The sequence below is a fragment of the Promicromonospora sukumoe 327MFSha3.1 genome, from assembly GCF_000385135.1.
GTDB lineage: Bacteria > Actinomycetota > Actinomycetes > Actinomycetales > Cellulomonadaceae > Promicromonospora > Promicromonospora sukumoe_B.
In genome coordinates, this window is sequence record NZ_ARQM01000010.1 from 919,536 (window position 1) to 938,648 (window position 19,113).

Sequence of the window (19,113 nt, forward strand, 5' to 3'; positions counted from 1 at the left end):
ACGGCGACGCGGACGCCACCCCGTCTCCGGGGCGACGTCCGCGCGGCGTGTCGTCAGTCCTGCTTCGCCGCGGCCGGCGTGCCGCCGTCGACCGGCGCAGCGCCGTGCGCCGGAACACCGCCACCCAGCGCCGGCCAGCTCGCGTACTCCACGCCGCCGCGCCGCGCGGGCGCCGTCTCGGGCAGCATGACGAGCGCGACGATCGAGCACACCACGAGCAGCGCCGTGTACCCGGCCACCAGCCAGAAGCCGCCGTCGGCCGCGACCAGCAGTGCCGTGGCGACCACGGTGAACGGGCCCGAGGCGACCATGGCGCCGAACTGCCACACCACCGAGACGCCCGAGTAGCGCACCGAGGAGTCGAAGAGCTCGGGGAAGAACGATGCCTGCGGCGCGTACGTGCCCGAGTGGCCGAGTCCCAGGCCGACCACGAGCAGCGCCGTGATCACCGCGAGGTTCTCCGTCTGCACCGCGAGGAACGCGGGCACGATGAGCAGCAGGTTCAGCACGGCCAGCGTCAGGAACACCGGGCGGCGTCCGATGCGGTCGGTGATGTGCCCCCAGACCGGGATCATGACGATCTCGACCAGGATCGCGATGATGACCGCCTCCAGCACCAGGCCGGAGCTGTAGCCGTTGTTGTCCGCGTACGCGACCAGGAAGATCGTGTAGAAGGGGAACATCGCGGCCTCGACGAACTTGGCGAAGAACCCGCCCACCACCTCGCGACGGCGCTGGCCGAAGAGCTGGCGCAGCGGGGCGTGCGACTCGGCCTTGCGCTCGCGCGCGGCCTTGAAGGTCTCGGACTCGTCGACCTTCGAGCGGATGTACAGGCCGACGGCGACCACGACGATCGACAGCAGGAACGGCACGCGCCAGCCCCAGGCGAGGAACGCGTCCTCGTCCATCCACTGCTGCAGGCCCGCGAACAGCGCCGTCGGGATCAGGTAGGCCACGGGGGAGCCGAGCTGCACGAAGCTCGCGTAGAAGCCGCGCCGCTTCTGCGGCGACGCCTCGGCCGTGAGCAGGACGGCGCCGCCCTGCTCGCCGCCGACGCCGAAGCCCTGGATGAGCCGCACCACCACGAGGATGACGGCCGCCCACATGCCGATCTGCTCGTAGGTGGGCATCAGGCCGACGGCGAAGGTACCGAGCCCGGTGAGCAGCAGGGTGAACACGAGCGCCTTCTTGCGGCCCAGCCGGTCACCGATGTGGCCCCAGACCAGCCCGCCGAGCGGCCGGGCGAAGAAGCCGACGGCGTACGTCGAGAACGCGGCGAGCGTCCCGACCAGCGGGTCGGCCTCGGGGAAGAAGATCTGGTTGAACACCAGGGCCGAGGCCGTGCCGTAGATGAAGAAGTCGTAGTACTCGGCGATGGTGCCGATGACGGACGCGCCGACGGTCTTTCGCAGCGTCTTCGGGTCGACCGTGCCGGCCGGGGTGCCGCTCATGCTGCCTCCTCGCAGTGGATCACCCCGGGACGCTAGCATACTAGTGCGCTAGAACACGATCGCGGATCTACGGCAGAATCAGGGCATGTCGACGCCGCCACTCCTGACCACCGCCCGGGTCCGCGGGGAGAACACCCGCCGCCTGGTCCACACCTGGCTCCGCCGGCAGATCATCGGGCTGGAGCTGGCTCCCGGCGAGCCGCTGTCGGAGGCCGAGATCGGCTCGCGCCTCGGCGTCAGCCGCACCCCCGTGCGCGAGAGCCTGATCCTGCTCGCCGAGGAGGGGCTCGTGGAGGTGTTCCCGCAGCGCGGCAGCTTCGTGGGGCCCATCCGCTACGAGGACGTCGTCTCGGCCCAGTTCGTGCGCGAGGCCATCGAGTGCTCGTCGCTGGAGCAGGGCGGCGCGCTGGTCACCGCGGGCGACGTCGCCGAGCTGCGCGCGCTGATCGTGCGGCAGCACGAGGCGGAGCACGCCGAGGACGCCGCCGCGTTCTTCGACCTCGACGAGGAGTTCCACCTGCGGCTCATGCGCGCCTGCGGGCACGAGTCCGCGTGGCGCATCGTGGCGTCCGCGAAGGCGCAGATGGACCGCGCCCGCCGGCTCTCGCTGCCCGAGGGTGGCAAGATGACCGGCCTCATCGAGCAGCACGAGAGCGTGGTTGACGCCCTCGACCTGGGCGACGTCGCCGCGGCCGTCGCGCGGCTCCGTGAGCACCTGCGCGTGGTGCTGCAGGACATCACGCACATCCAGGCGGAGCGGCCGGAGCTGTTCGCCCGGGCGTAGCGGACGGTCGCAACGAGCGACCTTGTCATTCGTCATACATCTTACTAGTCTGTGTCGGCCAGGCATGTTAGCGCTCACAATGAAGGAGCAGCCATGACCGATCACAGCGGCGTGATCCGGGCAGTGCGCCGGAGCCCCCTCGTCCTCGGCATCGCGGCGGCCGTCGTCGCGGCGTCGATGGTTCCCGCGGGCGGCGTCCCCGACGCGCGTACCGACAGCACCGACAGCAGGGGCAGCAGCCACGGCACCAGCGAGATCGAGCGCCCTTTCGCGCTCCCCGGCCACGTCGAGCGCGACGACAACGGCGCGCTGTACGTGGGGGAGGGCGAGAGCCGGTTCGCCCTGCGCGTGAACCTCCTGACCTCGGCCGGCAAGCTGATCCGCGAGAACCAGGGCCTGCTGGCCCACGTCGCTGACGTCGGCCCCGTCACCGTCGACGGCTCGTACTACGAGGTGCGGATCAGCAGCGACGACCGGACGATCACGCCCGACCGCCTGGGCGCGCTGCGCGAGATCCTCGCCCACCGCGACGACTGGTCGCCGGAGCAGGTGGACCAGGCCCGCGAGCAGCTCCCGAGCCTCGAGGCGCGGTACGAGCAGACGCAGCGCGACAAGCAGACGATCGTCATAAGGTTCGCGCGCACGGCCCCCAACACGCTGGTCGGCGCCGTCACCGCCCTGCAGGACGACACCACGATGTTCCTCGAGGCGGCGCCCCCGTGGGGTGAGCCGAGCAGCTACCGCGTCACCGACGGCGGCATCCGCGCGTCCAGCCCGGGGCTCGACGACCCGGACGTGACCGGCCACTTCGCGCTCACCCCCACGCGCCGGGCCGACGCCGGGGCGTCCTACGCCTCGATCTCCGACCTGGTCGCGGGCATGCAGGGCGACGACGCCGCGCCGGGCTCCGCCGCCGCCGCGCTGCGCTACACGCTCGACCGGAACGAGACGATCACCTTCACCTCGACCGTCTCCGACGACGCCGCGACCAGCACCGCGACCAGCGCCGGCCACGGCCAGATCCTCGCCGCCATCGCCCGCGCCCGGGCCCAGGCCGACGTCGGCACCCTGAGCGGCAGCGGCCCGGCCGGCCGCTCGGCCACGGCCATGCGCAGCGCCATCGCGCTCAACGCCAACTACGACGAGCGGTTCCGCCAGCGGTTCCTCGTGTGGGGCTGGGGCCGGGGCGGCGCCGAGAACGACACGATCTTCACCGGCTGGGACTCCGCGTGGGACGCCGTCGTCGCGCTCACCGTGGACCCCGAGCTGGCCCGGGAGCACGAGCGCGACCTCTTCGACACCGGCGGGCCCCGCTACGACCAGCTGCACGCCGGGCCCATGCACGCCTACGCCGTCAAGCGGATCTACGGTTCCACGGGCGACATCGACCTGGTGCGCGAGGCCTACCCCTCGCTCGCGGCTTTCATCGAGAAGCTGCCCGAGTGGGACGTCAACGGCGACGGGCTCCTGGAGGCGCCCTACGACGCGGACCCGAGCAAGGTGGGCAACCACCTCGGCCTGGACGACCTGCCCGTGTACTGGTCGGCCGAGCGCATCGCCAAGGAGGGCGGCAGCGGCGACGAGCGCGACAACACCGACCTCACCGACGTCGCGCTGACCTCCTACTACGCGCTGATGGCGCAGACCATGGCCGAGCTCGCCGACGCCCTGGGCCGCGACGACGACGCGCGCCGCTACCGGGCGCTGTTCGACGACGTGCGGCGCGCCGTCAACGAGACCCTGTGGAACGAGGAGCAGGGCATGTACCTCGACCGGCACCTCGACGGCCGCTGGGGCGAGGTGGTCACGCCCACGATCTTCTACCCGCTGTTCGGCGGGGTGGCGACCGACGAGCGGGCCCGCCGGACGGTGCGCGAGAACCTCCTGGACCCGGAGAAGTTCTGGGGCGAGTACGCCGTGCCGAGCATCAGCCGGGACGACGCCGAGTACTGCGCCAACGGCCTGGAGGCGCCCAACGCGTCGGCGTCCTACACCTACTACGTGGGCTGGAACCAGGAGAACTCCTGCGAGCAGTGGCGCGGCGCCGTCTGGCCGCCCATGAACGCGACCGTCTACGACGGGCTCAAGCGGTACGGCCTCGACCAGGCGGCGGGCGAGCTCGCCGAGAAGAGCACGGACATGTGGCTCGACACCTGGGACCGCGACAAGCAGTTCCCCGAGTACTTCGACCCCGAGCCCGGCCAGGTGATCAACGGCTCCGCTGTGGACAGCGCCTGGCGCTACTACACGTGGTCCAACGTGATGCCGCTGATGGCGGTGCACGAGCTGGTCGCCGAGGACCCGTGGGGCACACCCGGCTCGGTCACCTTCGGCTCGCTCGTGCTGACGGGCCGCAACACCGTGGACGACGTCCGCGTGGGCGGCAGCACCTACGCCGCGACGGTGAGCCCCGACCGCACCGAGCTGCGCCAGGACGGCCGCCAGGTGTTCCGCGCCGTCGGCGGCCGGGTCGTGGTGCGCGACTTCGTGGCGACCGGGCAGCGCGCCTGCTTCGAGGTGAACGCCGACTCGCGGGTGCGCCTGACGTTCCTGCCGGAGCGGGGCGCGCCGCGCCAGACCACCGTGGGCGCCGGCCGCACCGAGGCGTGCCTGTAGCCCACCCGCCTACCTGCCCACCAGCACCATCTGCACGAACACCAAGGAGCAACCAGCATGCGCGGTACACACACGCCCGAACGCTCGGGCCCACCCGAACGGGGCCGACGACGGCGCCGCCTGACGGCGTCGGTCCTGGCGGGAGCGCTGCTCACCGCCGGGGCGCTGGTGGGCGGCGCCTCGGCGGTCGCCGGCACGCCTGCCGACGGTGCCGTCGGCACGCCCGTCGACGGCGCGGCGACCATCGCCGTCGACGGCGCGAGCGAGGGTCGCACGTACGACGGCATCGGGGCGATCTCCGGGGGCGGCGCCACGTCGCGGCTGCTCCTGGACTACCCGCGCGAGGAGCGGGCCGAGGTCCTCGACTACCTGTTCAAGCCCGGCTACGGGGCGTCGCTGGAGATGCTCAAGGTCGAGATCGGCGGCGACACCAACACGACCGACGGCTCGGAGTCGAGCCACGCGCACGTGCGGGGCGAGGTCAGCTGCGACGCGGGCTACGAGTGGTGGCTCATGCGGGAGGCGGTCAAGCGCAACCCGGACATCACACTGGGTGCGCTCGCCTGGGGCGCGCCCGGCTGGCTCGGTGACGGCGAGTACTACTCCCACGACACGATCGAGTACTTCGTCGACTGGCTCGACTGCGCCGCCGGGCACGGGCTGACCATCGACAACGTGGGCATCCGCAACGAGCGCGAGTACGAGTCCCAGTGGGTCAAGGACTACCGCGCGGCGCTCGACGCGGCCGGGTACGCGGACGTGCGGATCATCGCCTCGGACGAGGCGGCGCGCCGCGGGGAGTGGCCCATCGCCGTCGACATGGCCGACGACCCCGAGCTGTTCGACGCCGTCGACCTGCTGGGCAACCACTACTCGCGCGGGCCCAGCTCCGCGGCGGCCCAGGCCCTGGGCAAGCCGCTGTGGATCTCGGAGGGCGGGCCGTGGTCGGCCGAGTGGGGCGCGGGCGGCTCGTCCGCGTCGGTGCCCTCGCTCGTCAACCACGCCTACCTGGAGGGACGCATCACCGGCGTCACCTTCTGGAACCTGCTCACCAGCTACTACGACGGCCTGAGCATCTCCGACGCGGGCCTGATGCGGGCCAACACGCCGTGGTCGGGGGCGTACCAGGTGCAGTCGGCCGTCTGGGCGGTCGCGCAGACCACGCAGTTCGCCGAGCCGGGCTGGCGGTACCTCGACACCTCCTCGGGCTACCTCGACGTCACGGACACCGCGCAGGGCAGCTTCGTCACGCGCGCGGCGCCCGACGGCGGCGACTGGAGCACCGTGATCGAGACCATCGGGGCGGCCGCGCCGCGCACGGTCACGCTGTCGGTCGCGGGCGGGCTCAAGGCGCGCGACCTGCACGTGTGGCAGTCGACGGCGGACGACCGGCTCGTGCGCGAGGCCGACCCGCGGCGCTCCGCCGACGGCACCTGGTCCGTGACCGTCCCCGCGAACGCCGTCGTCACCGTGACGACCACCAGGGGCAAGGGCCTCGGCGACGCGGAGGGCAGCCACGAGTCCGCGTTCCCCTTCCCGTACGCGAACAGCCTCGCCGACGGCGGCCCCAGCGGGCAGACGCCGTACTTCTCCCAGATGGAGGGCGCCTACGAGGAGCGGCCGTGCGAGGGCGGACGCCGCGGCACGTGCCTGACGCAGGTCTCGCCGCTGCCCGCGATCTCGTGGGCGGCGTGGAAGAAGCCGGCCGGGATCCTGGGCGACCTGAACTGGTCCGACTACACCGTCGGCGTCCAGGCCTACGTGCCGGCCGACGGCACCGCCGAGGTGCTCGGCCGCGTCTCCAACGACGCGATGGCACCGGTCCCGGGCGGCTACGGGCTCAGCCTGGCCGCTGACGGCACCTGGTCGGTCGGTCGGGGCGAGCCCGGCGGGAAGGCCTGGCTGGAGCTGGCGAGCGGCGCGCTCGCGGGCGACGCCGGTTCCGGGGACGACGCCGCGGGCTGGCACGACCTCGCGCTGTCCTTCGAGGGCGACGTGATCACGGCGACGATCGACGGCGAGCGGGTCGGCGAGGTCACCGACGGCACCTGGGTGTCCGGCATGGTCGGGCTCTCGGGCGACTACGCGCCGGTGCAGTTCGCCGACCTGCGCGTCGACCCGCTGCGCCCGGTCGCGACGATCGACGACGCCGACACCGGCGCCCCGGGCGAGTCCGCGACGATCGCCTACGAGGGGGACGGGTGGGCGCACTGCTCGGTCGGCTCGGGGCACGACTCCCGGCACGGTGGCCGCTGCGACGCGGTGACCGCCCGGCAGCTGCGCGACGCCGTCGGCGGCACCGTGAGCGCGAGCCGCGACCGCGGCGACGCGTTCACGGTCACGTTCGACGGCACGCAGGCCACGCTCACCGGCGTCGCCGGCCCGCGGGGCGGCAGCGCGCGGGTGTCGGTCGACGGCAACGAGCCCGTGGTGCTGCCCTACGGCGACCTCGGCGAGGTCGAGTGGCGCACGCCGGTGCTGACCGACGGCCCGCACACCCTGCGGTTCGAGGTGGCCTCGGGCCGTTCCTCGGCCGGCCGGGACGGCTGGGTCTCCGTGGACCGGGTCGACGTCGCGCCCGGCGGCAGCGGGACCAGCTCCGTGGACGACCAGAGCGAGGGCACCGGCCTGGGCCGCCTCGAGTACCGCGGCGACGGCTGGCTGAGCTGCCCGGGCTGCATCAACCGGACCGGGCTGTACCACTCCTCGGTGACGTCGACGACGGTGACCGGCGACGCGGTGGACTTCCGGTTCTCGGGCTCGTCGGTGGACCTGTACGGGCTGCGCGCCTCCAACCAGGGCCTGGCGACGGTGCTGATCGACGGCGTCGAGGTCGGCACCGCCGACTTCTACGGCCGCACGCGGGTGGGCAACCAGCTCATCTGGACCAGCCCGGACCTGGAGCCCGGTGAGCACACGCTGACGTTGGTGGCGTCGGGCCTGGGCAGCGGGTCGCCGTCCGGCACGGGCATCAACGTCGACCGGCTGGTCGTGCGCCGGTAGGCGCCGTCGTCGCGCCGCCGACCGCCCTGCTGAGGGCGGCCGGCGGCGCGTCCGCACGGGCCTGCAGGTCGACGCGGCGCGCCCCGCACCCCGTGCACCGCACGTAGAGCACCCAGCCGTCCGAGGTGGGGTGGCGTGAGTCCGTCGTCCACGAGTGTTCTGTCGTCGTCATGGCGCCCACGATGCTGTAATGGTCTTGTGCATCTCAACCCTTACGGCGAGTACGCCGTGCTGCTCGCCGCGTCCCTGGCCAACGACTGGCCGGACGACCGGGCGGGGATCGAGGCCCGCACCCGCGAGTTCGGCATGACGATGGAGTTCCGCGAGGAGCCGGCCGACCACGCGCACGCCCGCCAGGCCATCGACGACTGGCTGCGCGTCGTGGACACGCCGGACCCCGAGCAGCGCGCCGCGCTGCTGAACGCCCAGATGGCCGCCGTGGCGGCCTACCCGCGCCTGACCGACCACGACGGCGAGGGCTGGCACCTGCACTACCGCGACGAGAACCAGGTGCTGTCCGCGGTGCTGCGGGCCGTGATCAGCGTGGGCACCTCGCTCCACCTCGTCACGCGCGGCATGCACCGCCTGGCACGCTGCGCGTCGGAGCCCTGCACGAACGTCGTGGTCGACGTGACCCGCAACGGCCGGCAGCGCTACTGCTCGGTGCGCTGCGCCAACCGCGCCGCGGTGCGGCGGCACCGCGGGCGGTCGGCGCCCTAGCTCAGCGCCAGAGCTCGCCCACCGGGCCGGCGAGGGACTTCCCCTGCTCGTAGCCCGCCTGCGCCACGGCCGGACGCCGCGAGTAGTCCATCGCGCCGGCGCCGGACATGAGCTCGGCGGCGTCGCCCGGGAAGACCGTCTCGACCCGGCTGCCTCCGGCCCGCAGCGCGCTCACCTGCGTGGCGAGGTCGAGCCCCCAGTCGGCGGGCGCCCGCGTGCGGCCGCCGAACGGGGACAGCACGAGCACTCGCGCGTACCCGGCCGCCAGGTCGGCGTTCTCGGCGTTGGCCCGGTAGCCGCCGTCGATGTACCGGCGCTCGCCGATGCGGTAGGCGAAGCCGCTGGAGCAGCTCGCCGCGACGGCGTCCGCCAGGTCGACGCCGCTGTGCCGGTCGAACAGCACGGGTTCGCCGGTGCGGGCGTCGACGGCCGTGAGGACGATCGCCCGGTCCGGCCAGTCCTGGCCGGGCAGGCGGGCGGCGACGGTGGCGCGCCACTGTGCCTGCACCGTGTCGTCCGACGTGCCGGGCAGGTCGAGGGCCGCCGCGCCCAGGCGGCGGCGCATGTCGGCCACGTCGGTGGCGCCCTCGACGATCCGGCGGGTGCGTTCCATCTGTTCGGCGGCTGCCCGGACACGGGCGGGATCCTGGGTCGGCCTGGCGCCGGCCGGGGCCGGGGCCGGTGCGGCGAGGACGGCGGCGTACAGCTCGGCGGGAGTAGCCCCGCCGAGCTGGGCCGCCGTGGTCGACCCGGCCGACGTCCCGAGGGTCAGGTCGGCGGCGGTCACGTCGACGCCGGCGTCGTACAGGCCGGCGACGACGCCGATCAGCCAGGCGTTGCCGGTCGTCCCGCCGCCCCCGAGGACGAGCGCGCGGGTACGGGGCACAGCAGAAGAGGGTGTGGTGTTCATGGGAGTCGCCTTTCGCGATTGCCGGTGTGGCGCTCCCGTGGCGACTAGATCGCCGTCGGGATCGTGGACTGCGGGGGAGCACCCGGTGCGGTCACTGCGTTCACGGGTCTCACCTCCTGCGGTCGGTACACGATCACCGCAGACGCTACCCGCCCGCCGTCGGGCCACGCAATCGACTTTTCGGCCGGCGGTGCGAGGGCTGTGCCACCATGGCCGACGTGCCGATTCACCGCGCCGTCGACCTGATCGCCCTGCGCGAGGCGCTGGAGGCCTCGTGGAGTCCGCGCACCTCCTACGGCGGCGTCTGGGAGCCGGGCAACCCGGCGCTCGGCCAGTGCTATCCGACGACGCGCGTGGTGCAGCTCTTCTTGCCCGCGAGCGAGATCGTCAAGGGCGTCGTGCGCACCCCGGCGCGGGACGAGGTGCACTTCTGGAGCGAGCTGCCGGTCGGGTCGGACACGGTCGCGATCGACCTCACCTGGCAGCAGTTCCCGCCGGGCTCGGTCGTCACGGTCCGCGAGGTGCTGGACCGGGAGCGGCTCGGCGACAGCCCGCCGACGGTCGCCCGGTGCGCGCTCCTGCTGGCCGACGTCGAGCGGCACCTGCAGGGACGTGTGAACTGATGCTCGAGGAGTACGACCACAGGTGGCCCGAGCTCTATACGCGCGCGGCCGCCGAGCTTCTCGACGTCGAGCCGTCCTGGGAGGTGGAGCACATCGGCTCCACCGCGATCCCGGGGATGGCAGCCAAGCCGATCATCGACTTGGCCGTTCGTGTCGGCTCGCTCGCCGAGGTCCGTGCGCGTCTCGACGAGCTGGCTGCACGGGGTTGGCTGCGGATCGCGCGTGGTCCGCGGTCCCATCTGGTCCTCGTCAAGCAGCAGGGACCTCGGCGCACCCACATCGCCCACTTCTTCGTCGTCGAGCAGTGGGCGGGTTGCCATCAGCGGTTGTTCCGCGACTGGCTGCTGACTCACCAGCAGGACGCGGAGCGCTATCTCGACGTCAAGAGGAGGGCGGCGCAGCTGGCATCCGACGGTCCGGACTACACCGCGCGCAAGGCGGCTGTCGTGCAGGAGATCGTGGATCGGGCACGCGCGGCCCAGGGCCTCCCGCAGGCCGACATCGCGGAATAGCGCTGAGGTCGCGTCACTCCGTCATCGGGGTGACCGGCCCGCGCCGTCCGCCCCCGGCGCCCGCACGCCGAACCACTGCTCGGCGCCGTACGCCTCGAACCGCGCCGTCTCGACGAAGCCCAGCCGCGTCGCGAGGCGCACCGAGCGCACGTTGGCGGTCTGCGTGGTCAGCACCACGGGCTCGCCCGGGAGTACGCCCGAGAGCCAGTCGAGCGCGGCCGCGCACGCCTCGGCGGCGTAGCCCCGGCCCCACACCTGCGGCAGGAACAGGTAGCCCAGCTCGATCTTCCCGGCGGCTCGCAGCTTCTGGTGCTCGCCGTCGCGGCTCTCGAGCGTGATCACCCCGACCATCGCCCCGTCCAGGTCGACGACGAACTGGCCCGGCCGCCCCTTGGGCACGGCCGGGATCTCGGCCTCCAGCTCGTCGCGAGGGCGCGCGCCGCCGATGTACGCGCCCACCTCGGGGGACGCGTTCAGCTCGATGACGGCGGCGCGGTCGTGGGCCCCGGGCTCGCGCAGCACCAGCCGCTCGGTGCGGATCGGCTCGGGCGGCCAGGTGACGCTTGCCAGGTCTGCCATGCGCGCACCCTACCGATGCCGGTCACGCGGCGATCCTCGGTGCGCACCGCATGCCGATGTAGCAGCAGGCGTTCCCGTCGGGGAGGGTCGCGAACACGACGGGCATGTAGCCCTCGCTGAAGGACGGGCCTGCGCCGGTGGCGGCGAACACGGTGCCCGACAGCGGGATGAGCCGCCCCTCGATCGCAGGGGAGAGCCCGGCCATGTCGTCCACGAACTCGTAGCGGATCCGGCCCTCGCCGTCCTGCTCGGAGATGGTGATGCGGACGCCCTCGCGGCGGTAGACGCCGGCGTGGGGCGCGAGGTCCACGGCGGGCGGCTCGGCTGCGGGCTCGAACGCTCCGGGCATGGTGACCCCGGCCAGCTCGGCGAGCAGCTCCGCGAGCAGGTCGCCGTAGAGCTGCCGGGCGCCTCCGCCGTTGGTCAGCAGCGAGACGGCGACGCCGGCGTGCGGCACCACCCGTAGGTAGGCGTACTGGCCGATGGCGGCGCCGTCGTGGCCGAACCCGGGGACGCCGTCCCAGTCGTAGAGCGTCCAGCCGAGCCCCCAGCCGTCGGCGCTCACGGTCCACTTGTCGGGGACGCCGGTGACCCGGCGCTGCATCTCCTCGACCGCTCGCGCCGACAGGACCCGGCCGCCGTCGGGCGCGGTACCGCCGTCGAGGTGCATCCGGGCGAGGCGGACCATGTCGGCGGCGCTGGTGATGACCCGCCCGTACGGTCCGGCGGCGCGCGGCATGAGGTCCCAGGCCGGCGCCGGCTCCGGGTAGGCGCCGGGCTCGCCGAGGTGGCTCATGGCGGTGCGGAAGGCGAGCGCCTCCTCGGGCAGGGTCATCGAGTGCGACATCCCGAGCGGTGCGAACAGCAGGTCCTTCAGGGCCTGGTCCCAGGTCGTGCCGGTGAGCACCTCGATGATGCGGCCGAGCACGACGTAGCCGACGCTCGAGTACGACACCATGCCGGGCGGGCAGTCGAGCGGGACCGTCGCGGCCGCCGCCACGAAGCGTTCGAGGCAGTCGTCGCCGCGTCCGCCGTCGTAGTTGAAGTCGCAGGTGAGGCCGCTGGTGTGGGAGAGGAGCTGGCGCGGCGTGACGGTCCGGGACGCCTCGGGGTCGGCGACGGTGAAGTCGGGCAGGACCGCGCGGACCGGGGCGTCCAGGTCGAGCAGCCCCTCGTCGGCGAGCCGGGCGATCGCCGTCGCCGTGTAGACCTTGGCGACCGAGCCGGTCAGGAACAGCGAGTCGGTGGTGGTCTCGACGCCGGTCCCGGTGTGGAGGCGGCCGGTGGCCAGCTCGTGGATCTCGCCCTCGGTGAGGACGGCGAGGGTGGCACCGGGGACGTGGTGGGTGGCCGCGAGCTGGTCGAGCCGGGTCTGCCAGTGGCTGAGGTCGAAGTTCATATTGAACACCGTACAATTAAACTGAACGCTGTCCAATTGTCGTAGGGTGGGAACCTCACCGAGGATCGAGCAGGGGGACGTATGCCGGACGAAGCAGCCGCACCGCCACGGTCGCGCGCGGGCCGACGCCGCAAGGGCGAGCCGGCGCTGAGCCTGGACCAGATCGTGTCGGAGGCCCTGGCCCTGCTCGACGAGGAGGGGCTCGACGCGCTGAGCATGCGCCGCCTGGGCACCCGCGTGGGCGCGGCGGCGACCGCCGTGTACTGGCACGTCGCCACCAAGGACGAGCTGATGGAGCTGGTGGTCGACGAGGTCTACGGGGAGATCGTGGTGCCGGACGTCGAGGACCCGGTGGGCTGGCGGGCCGCGGTCACCACCTGCGCGTCGAACCTGCGGGCCGCGATCCTGCGCCACCCGTGGATCACCTCGGTCCTCGACGAGGTGGGCGTGACCTACCGCGGGCCCCACCTGATGCGCGTGTCCGACCGGATGCTCGCGCTGTTCGAGGCGGCCGGGTTCGACCTGGTCCGGGCCGACCAGGCACTCGGCACGGTCCTGGCCTACGTCACGGGCATGGCCGGCGCCGAGGCTGCCGCGTCCCGGCGGGTCGCCGGGGACGAGCGGTCCCGGACCGAGGCGCTCGAGGCGGCCGAGGCCGCGGCGGAGCAGTACCCGCGGCTCCAGGCGCTCTACCGGGCCTACCGGGAGCGCGGACCGGCCGACGACGACGACTTCGCCGACGGGCTCGACGTGGTGCTCGACGGGATCGAGGCGCGCCGGGGCCGGTGACGCCCGGCAGCGGATGTCAGTGGCGGGAGGCAGTATCGGGGGTAGCGGACCCGACCTGGAGGACGTCATGGCTGACACACCCACCACCCCGCCCCGCACCTACCCCCACGGCGTGCCGAGCTGGATCGACCTGGAGGCGCACGACGTCGACGCGGCGCTCGCCTTCTACGCCGACCTCTTCGGCTGGTGGTACACCGAGATGCTGCCGCCTGGCGCCCCAGAGCGCTACGTCGTCGCGTCCCTCGACGGCACGGACGCCACCACGGTCGGCGCCATCGGGACGCCGTCGGCGGGCTTCGACGGCGAGGTCATGTGGCACACCTACATCGCGGTGGACGACGTCGACGCCGTCGTCGTCCGGGTCGTCGAGCTGGGCGGCATCGTGAGCTCGGGGCCCGAGGACGTCGGGCCGCCGGGGGAGCCCGCCGGCCGGATGGCGCGGATCGTCGACCCGCAGGGCGCGACCTGCCGGCTGGTCCAGGCGGGCACGCGCCCCGGCGCGCAGTCCGTCAACGCCCCGGGCACGTGGAACTTCAGCAACCTGAACACGCCGGACATGGACGCCGCGCTGCGCTTCTACGGCCCGCTGCTCGGTTGGGAGCACTACGCGGACCTCGGCGGCGGCATGCTGCGCGTGCCCGGGTACGGCGAGCACCTGGCCCGCACCTTCGACCCGGGCATCTACGAGCGGCAGGAGGGCGCGCCGGACGGGTTCGCCGACGTCGCGGCCGGGATCCTGCGCGCCGACGGCCCCGCGCACTGGTCCGTGACCTTCTCGGTGGCCGACCGGGACGCGTCCGCCGCCGCCGCGGAGCGGGCGGGCGCCACCGTCCTGGCGCGGCAGGAGACCGAGTGGACCAAGGAGGCGGCGATCCGGGACCCGTTCGGCGCCGAGCTCTCGCTGTCCCAGTTCTCCCCGCCGGAGTGGTTCGAGGAGGCAAGGGACAGCGAGGCCCGGGGCGGCAGCGACTAGGCGACGAACTCGTACCGGCCGGACCCGACCCGCACCAGCACCACGCCGTCCTCGGCCGAGACGTCCGCGACGCCCTCGACGTGCGCCAGCGGGCGGCCCTGCTCGGTGACGGCGTCGGGCCCGGATGCGGGCAGCCGCACCGTCGCCGTCGACCCGACGGGGACGGTCACGTCCAGGCGGAGCCGGTCGCCCGTGCGCCGCCACTCGCTGGCCACCCTGCCGTAGGGCGTCCGAACCGACGCCGCCGCCCGGTCCAGGTGCCGGGTGACCGCGGGGGCGATCGTGATGTCCCGGAACCCCGTCTCGGGCGACGCCTGGATGCCGGCGACGTGCTGGTAGAACCAGTCGTCCACGGTGCCCAGGAAGTAGTGCCCGTACGAGCGTGCCTCCAGCGACCAGTGCTCCCACATGGAGGTCGCGCCGTGCTCGATCATGTAGCCCCAGCTCGGGTACCGGGTCTGGGTGGCCAGCTCGTAGGCGACGTCGGCGTGCCCGTGGCGGGTCAGCACCGGCAGCAGCCACTTGGTGCCCAGCACGCCGGTGTTGAGGGTGGTCCCCTTGGCGCGCACGTCCGCCACGATGCCGTCGACCACCCGCCGGGTCGTGGCGGCGTCGGGCACCAGGCCGAACTCGACGGCGAGCACGTTGTGCGTCTGGCGGTACCCGCGGTCGCCGTCACCCCGGTAGTACCCGGCCCCGGCGTCCAGGAACTCGGCGTTGAACGCGGCCTTGACCGTGGCGGCGTTCCGGGCGAAGTGCTCGACGTCGGCGGACTTGCCGAGGAACCCGGCGCTGCGCCGCATGAACAGGGTCATCGAGTACAGGAATGCCGTGGCGGAGACCCGCAGGTCCTCCGGCGCGTTGCCGCCCGCGGGGCTCGCCTCCGGGCTGACCCAGTCGCCGAGCCGCGCGTCGGGCACGATGCCGCCTTCGGACCGGTCGAACTCGAGGTCGACGTACCGCTTCATGCCGTCGTAGCACTCGGTGAGCACGCGCTTGTCGGCGCCGTACTGGTAGAGCCACCAGGGGATCATCACGTAGGCGGCGTGCCACGGCGGGCACACGCCCCACTCGCCCCAGTCGCCGGAGCTCGGCGCGATGACCAGCGGCCGGCCCTGTTCGTCCCGGGTCTCGTGCACGTCGCGCAGCCACTTGGCGAACAGCTCGTGCACGTCGAGGTTCAGCAGGAACATCTCCGCGCCGACGGCGGCGTCGCCGGTCCAGCCGTTCTTCTCGAACATCGGCGTGTCGGTCGGGATGCCGTGGATGTTGTTGGTCAGCGTGTCCACGACGGCCCGGTGGGTGCGGTTCATGACCTCGCTGGAGCTGTCGAACGTGCCGGTCTCCGCGGCGGCCGTGTGCACCACCTGCGCGGTGAACGCGTCCAGCGGCGGCGGGCCGTCCTGCGGCCACCCGGTGACCTCGACGTACTGGAAGCCCTTGTACGAGAACCGTGGCTCCCACGTCTCCGCCTGCCCGGTGCCGGCCAGGGTGAACCGGTCGGTCTGGAACCCGGCCTGGAACCCGCCGTTGTTGCTCAGGTTCACGCGGCCGGCGGCGGTCAGCTTCTCGCCGTGCGCGGCCCGGACCGTGGTCCCGGCCGGACCCGTGACGGCGTACCGCACCCAGCCCGCGAGCACGCGCGGGAACCGCACCACGTAGACGCCCGGCTCGGGCTCGGTCACCTCGACGGCGGGCAGGGACTCGATGACCTTGACCGGCTGCTGCCTCTGGTTGACCAGCGTGCCGCGCGGGCCGGAGGCCACGGTGGCGGCGGCCCACGCGTCGTCGTCGAACCCGGCCGTGTCCCAGCCCGGCAGGGTGCGGCGCGCGTCGTAGGTCTCGCCGCCGTAGAGGTCGTCGAACACCGTGGGGCCTGCGTGCAGGTGCCAGGTCGCGTCCGTGACCACCCGCTCGACGCCGTCGGCGTACTCCAGGTGCAGCACCGCCCGGACCACCGGCTCGTCGTGCCACGGCGGCGCCTCCCACCGCCACACGTTGCCGCCCGTCATGCCGTAGAAGCCGCGGCCGAGCTCGACGCCCAGCGCGTTGCGGCCCTGCTGCAGCCCGCGCGTCAGGTCCGTGGCCGTGTACTGCACGGTGTCGTCGTAGTCGGAGAAGCCCGGCGCGAGCACCTGGTCGTCGGCGGGCCGGCCGTTCAGCGACACGTGCGCGTACCCGCCCGCGGCCAGGTAGAGCGTGGCGCGCCGCAGGCCCGCCCGGACCTCGAGCTCCTTGCGCAGCAGCGGCGCCGGCAGCGGGTCCGGCGTCGGCAGGCGCACCCCGCTGCCCCAGGGTCCGGAGCCGTAGGCCGCGATCTGGGCGGCCTGCTCCCAGGCGGAGTCGTCGAGGTCCGGCCGGGCGAAGTCGGCGTCGAACGTGGTGGCGGCCTTCCAGCGGTTCCCGCTGGTCAGGGTCGCGGTGGTCCCGTCCGAATACGTGAGGCGGACGACGGCGAGCACGGCGCCGGCGCTCACGGCGTCGTTGGCGCCCCGCACCGCGAGCACGGTGTCCCCGCCCGGGGCGCAGGACAGGTCGGTCGCGTAGAAGCAGGCCGACTGCCAGCCGTTCTCGGCGGGCTCGGTGCCGCCCACCTCGGCGCCGTCCACCCAGAGCGTGAACGCGTCGTCGGCGGTGATCAGCACCTCGGCCTTCGTGGCCGCCGCGCCCGCGGGCGCGGGGCGCGTGATCCGGAACGCCCGGTCCTGGCCGGGCAGCTCGCCCTCGGCGGCCCACATCCAGGCGGCGCCGTCGAACCGCAGGTCGGTCACCTGGTCCGGGCCGCGTTCGTTGCCGATCCACTCGGCCCCGGCCCAGTCGGCGTCGGCGTACAGCCCGGTGCGGAACGACGACGTCGTGGTGCTCCGGCCGCGGTTGGTCACGACGTCGACCCGCCAGGTGTGCTCCGTCGCGGGGGCCAGCGCGGGCCCGGCGTACTCGACGTTGGCGGACTCGCGGGACGGCACGACGCCGCTGTCCCACACCTGGCGCGGGCGCGGACCGCCGGTGCTGACCCGCAGCCGGTACGACTCCTGCTCGACGCCGCGCCGGCCGGACTCGATCGTCCACGAGAACCGGGGGCGATCGACGTCGATCCCGAGCGGGCCGGTCTTCTTCTCGACGAGCGGGTCGGCCAGCCGGACGTCGCCGGCGGCGTCGTGCGGCCGGGGGCCTGCTGGGAGCACCGCGGCCGTCGAGGCGACGCCGGCGGTCTTCAGGAACGTTCTGCGGTCCAGGGCCATGACGCCTCCAGGCGGCTGCGATCGGGTGAGAAGCGAGCTCCGTTGCAACGTTTCAACCACGCGGACGTCAGTTTAGGGGTGATTTGTCGCCTTGGGCCAGGGGTGTTGGTCAGCCCGCCGCCGGGAACGCCTTGCCCGGGTTGAGCAGCCCCCGCGGGTCCAGCGCGTCCTTGACCGCCCGGTGCATCGCGAGCACCGCGGGGCTCAGCTCGGCCGCCGCGCCCGGGAGCTTGAGCAGACCGACACCGTGTTCGCCGGTCACCGTGCCGCCCAGCGCCCGGCACTCGTCGACGATCCGGTCGAAGGCCGCCTTGGCGCGGGCCTTGGCGGCGTCGTTGCCCTCGGGCGCGATGATCAGCGGGTGCAGGTTGCCGTCGCCGGCGTGCGCGATGTTCGCGATCACGACGTCGGCGTCGCGCGCGATGCGCTCGATGCGGCCCAGCATCTCCGGGACGGCGCCGCGCGGCACGCAGACGTCCTCGGTGAGCACGGGCCCGAGCCGCTCCAGCGCGGGGTAGGCCAGGCGGCGGGCGAGGAACAGCCGGTCCACCTCGTCGGGCGCGAAGGCGCGCTCCACCTGGGTGCCGCCCGCCTTCTCGAAGAGGCCGGCGACCCGCTCGGCGAGCGCCTCGCCCGCGGCTCCCGGCTCGTCGACCTTGGCCAGCAGCAGCGCGGCGGCGCCCTCGGGCAGCGTCCACTCCTGCCAGTCGGCGACGGCGCGCAGGCAGGTGCTGTCGATGAGCTCCAGCGCGGCGGGCACGATGCCGGCGGCGGAGACGGCGGCCACCGCGGTCCCGGCGTCGGCCAGGGAGGGGAACCAGCCGACGATCGCGCGGTCCTCGCGGCCGCCCAGCGGGCGCAGCTTGAGCGTCACCTCGACGATGATGCCGAGCGTGCCCTCGGAGCCGACCAGCAGCCCGGTCAGGTCGTAGCCGGTCACGCCCTTGGCGGTGGTGCGGCCGAGCCGGGCCACCGACCCGTCGGCGAGCACGACGGTCATGCCCAGCACGTAGTCGCGCGTGACGCCGTACTTGACGCAGCACAGGCCGCCCGCGTTGGTGGCGACGTTGCCGCCGATCGTCGAGATGGCCTGGCTCGCCGGGTCCGGCGGGTACCAGAGGCCGTGCCCGGCGACGTGCCGGCGCAGGTCGTCGTTGAGCACGCCGGCCTCGACGACGGCGTAGCGCTCGGCCACGTTGACCTCGCGGATGCGCGTCATCCGCTCCAGCGACAGCACCACGGCACCGGCCATCGCGTTCGCCCCGCCCGACAGGCCCGTCCCGGCGCCGCGCGGCACCACGGGGGCGCCGTGCTCGCCGGCGATCCGGACGGTCGCGACGACGTCGTCCAGGCTCGTGGCCAGCACCACCGCGGCCGGCGTCGCGAAGTCGGCCCACTCGGCGTCGTCGTGGGCGTAGCGCTCGACGTCGGCGCCGCCGGTGAGCACGGCGCCGTCGGGCAGGGCGGTCTGCAGGGCCGCGGCCAGCGCGGACGATTCGTCGCGGGTCATCG

General features: G+C 73.5%; 14 protein-coding genes. 8 read left to right on the top strand and 6 right to left on the bottom strand.

Annotation, left to right across the window (positions count from 1 at the left end; translation table 11 throughout):
* Window positions 1–53 precede the first annotated feature (53 nt).
* On the bottom strand, window positions 54–1,451 hold the full coding sequence (locus tag H291_RS0107800; protein WP_020014424.1) for an MFS transporter: 1,398 nt from the start codon (window positions 1,449–1,451) through the stop codon (window positions 54–56).
* Between the two features lie 85 nt (window positions 1,452–1,536).
* Between H291_RS0107800 and H291_RS29110 the strand changes: the two genes are divergently transcribed.
* From H291_RS29110 to H291_RS0107820, 4 genes are all read left to right on the top strand, one after another.
* Window positions 1,537–2,235, top strand: a complete 699-nt coding sequence (locus H291_RS29110) for a GntR family transcriptional regulator (RefSeq protein WP_020014425.1) — start codon at window positions 1,537–1,539, stop codon at window positions 2,233–2,235.
* 93 nt (window positions 2,236–2,328) lie between these two features.
* Window positions 2,329–4,851, top strand: a complete 2,523-nt coding sequence (locus H291_RS0107810; protein WP_020014426.1) for an amylo-alpha-1,6-glucosidase — start codon at window positions 2,329–2,331, stop codon at window positions 4,849–4,851.
* A 57-nt stretch (window positions 4,852–4,908) separates the two neighbouring features.
* The gene (locus H291_RS29115; RefSeq protein ID WP_020014427.1) at window positions 4,909–7,854 is read left to right on the top strand and encodes a hypothetical protein; all 2,946 of its coding nucleotides are present in this window, start codon (window positions 4,909–4,911) and stop codon (window positions 7,852–7,854) included.
* A 198-nt stretch (window positions 7,855–8,052) separates the two neighbouring features.
* Complete coding sequence (locus tag H291_RS0107820) at window positions 8,053–8,574, top strand: CGNR zinc finger domain-containing protein (protein WP_020014428.1); 522 nt, start codon at window positions 8,053–8,055, stop codon at window positions 8,572–8,574.
* A 1-nt stretch (window position 8,575) separates the two neighbouring features.
* On the opposite strand, the gene H291_RS0107825 is transcribed toward H291_RS0107820, so the two are convergent.
* Complete coding sequence (locus tag H291_RS0107825; RefSeq protein ID WP_051109395.1) at window positions 8,576–9,484, bottom strand: patatin-like phospholipase family protein; 909 nt, start codon at window positions 9,482–9,484, stop codon at window positions 8,576–8,578.
* 209 nt (window positions 9,485–9,693) lie between these two features.
* Here H291_RS0107825 and H291_RS0107830 point away from each other — a divergent pair, with 209 nt between their 5' ends.
* Entirely contained in the window at window positions 9,694–10,107 is a 414-nt protein-coding gene (locus H291_RS0107830; protein WP_020014430.1) for a YunG family protein, read from the top strand.
* The gene (locus H291_RS29120; protein WP_020014431.1) at window positions 10,107–10,619 is read left to right on the top strand and encodes a GrpB family protein; all 513 of its coding nucleotides are present in this window, start codon (window positions 10,107–10,109) and stop codon (window positions 10,617–10,619) included. The genes H291_RS0107830 and H291_RS29120 overlap by 1 nt, the downstream gene beginning before the upstream one ends.
* Before the next feature lie 21 nt (window positions 10,620–10,640).
* Here H291_RS29120 and H291_RS0107840 read toward each other — a convergent pair whose 3' ends face one another.
* Window positions 10,641–11,198 carry a GNAT family N-acetyltransferase gene (locus H291_RS0107840; RefSeq protein ID WP_020014432.1) on the bottom strand — a complete coding sequence of 186 codons (558 nt, stop codon included), beginning with the start codon at window positions 11,196–11,198 and terminating at the stop codon, window positions 10,641–10,643.
* A 22-nt stretch (window positions 11,199–11,220) separates the two neighbouring features.
* Window positions 11,221–12,597 carry a serine hydrolase domain-containing protein gene (locus tag H291_RS0107845; RefSeq protein WP_020014433.1) on the bottom strand — a complete coding sequence of 459 codons (1,377 nt, stop codon included), beginning with the start codon at window positions 12,595–12,597 and terminating at the stop codon, window positions 11,221–11,223.
* 81 nt (window positions 12,598–12,678) lie between these two features.
* Between H291_RS0107845 and H291_RS0107850 the strand changes: the two genes are divergently transcribed.
* Both H291_RS0107850 and H291_RS0107855 read left to right on the top strand, forming a co-directional pair.
* Entirely contained in the window at window positions 12,679–13,386 is a 708-nt protein-coding gene (locus H291_RS0107850) for a TetR/AcrR family transcriptional regulator (RefSeq protein ID WP_020014434.1), read from the top strand.
* Window positions 13,387–13,453: 67 nt separating this feature from the next.
* Window positions 13,454–14,359, top strand: a complete 906-nt coding sequence (locus H291_RS0107855) for a VOC family protein (RefSeq protein WP_020014435.1) — start codon at window positions 13,454–13,456, stop codon at window positions 14,357–14,359.
* On the opposite strand, the gene H291_RS29125 is transcribed toward H291_RS0107855, so the two are convergent.
* A complete protein-coding gene (locus tag H291_RS29125) occupies window positions 14,356–17,601 on the bottom strand; it encodes an alpha-L-rhamnosidase (RefSeq protein WP_020014436.1) in 3,246 nt (1,081 codons plus the stop codon). The genes H291_RS0107855 and H291_RS29125 overlap by 4 nt on opposite strands.
* A 109-nt stretch (window positions 17,602–17,710) precedes the next feature.
* Window positions 17,711–19,111, bottom strand: a complete 1,401-nt coding sequence (locus tag H291_RS0107865; protein WP_020014437.1) for an FAD-binding oxidoreductase — start codon at window positions 19,109–19,111, stop codon at window positions 17,711–17,713.
* Window positions 19,112–19,113 lie beyond the last annotated feature (2 nt).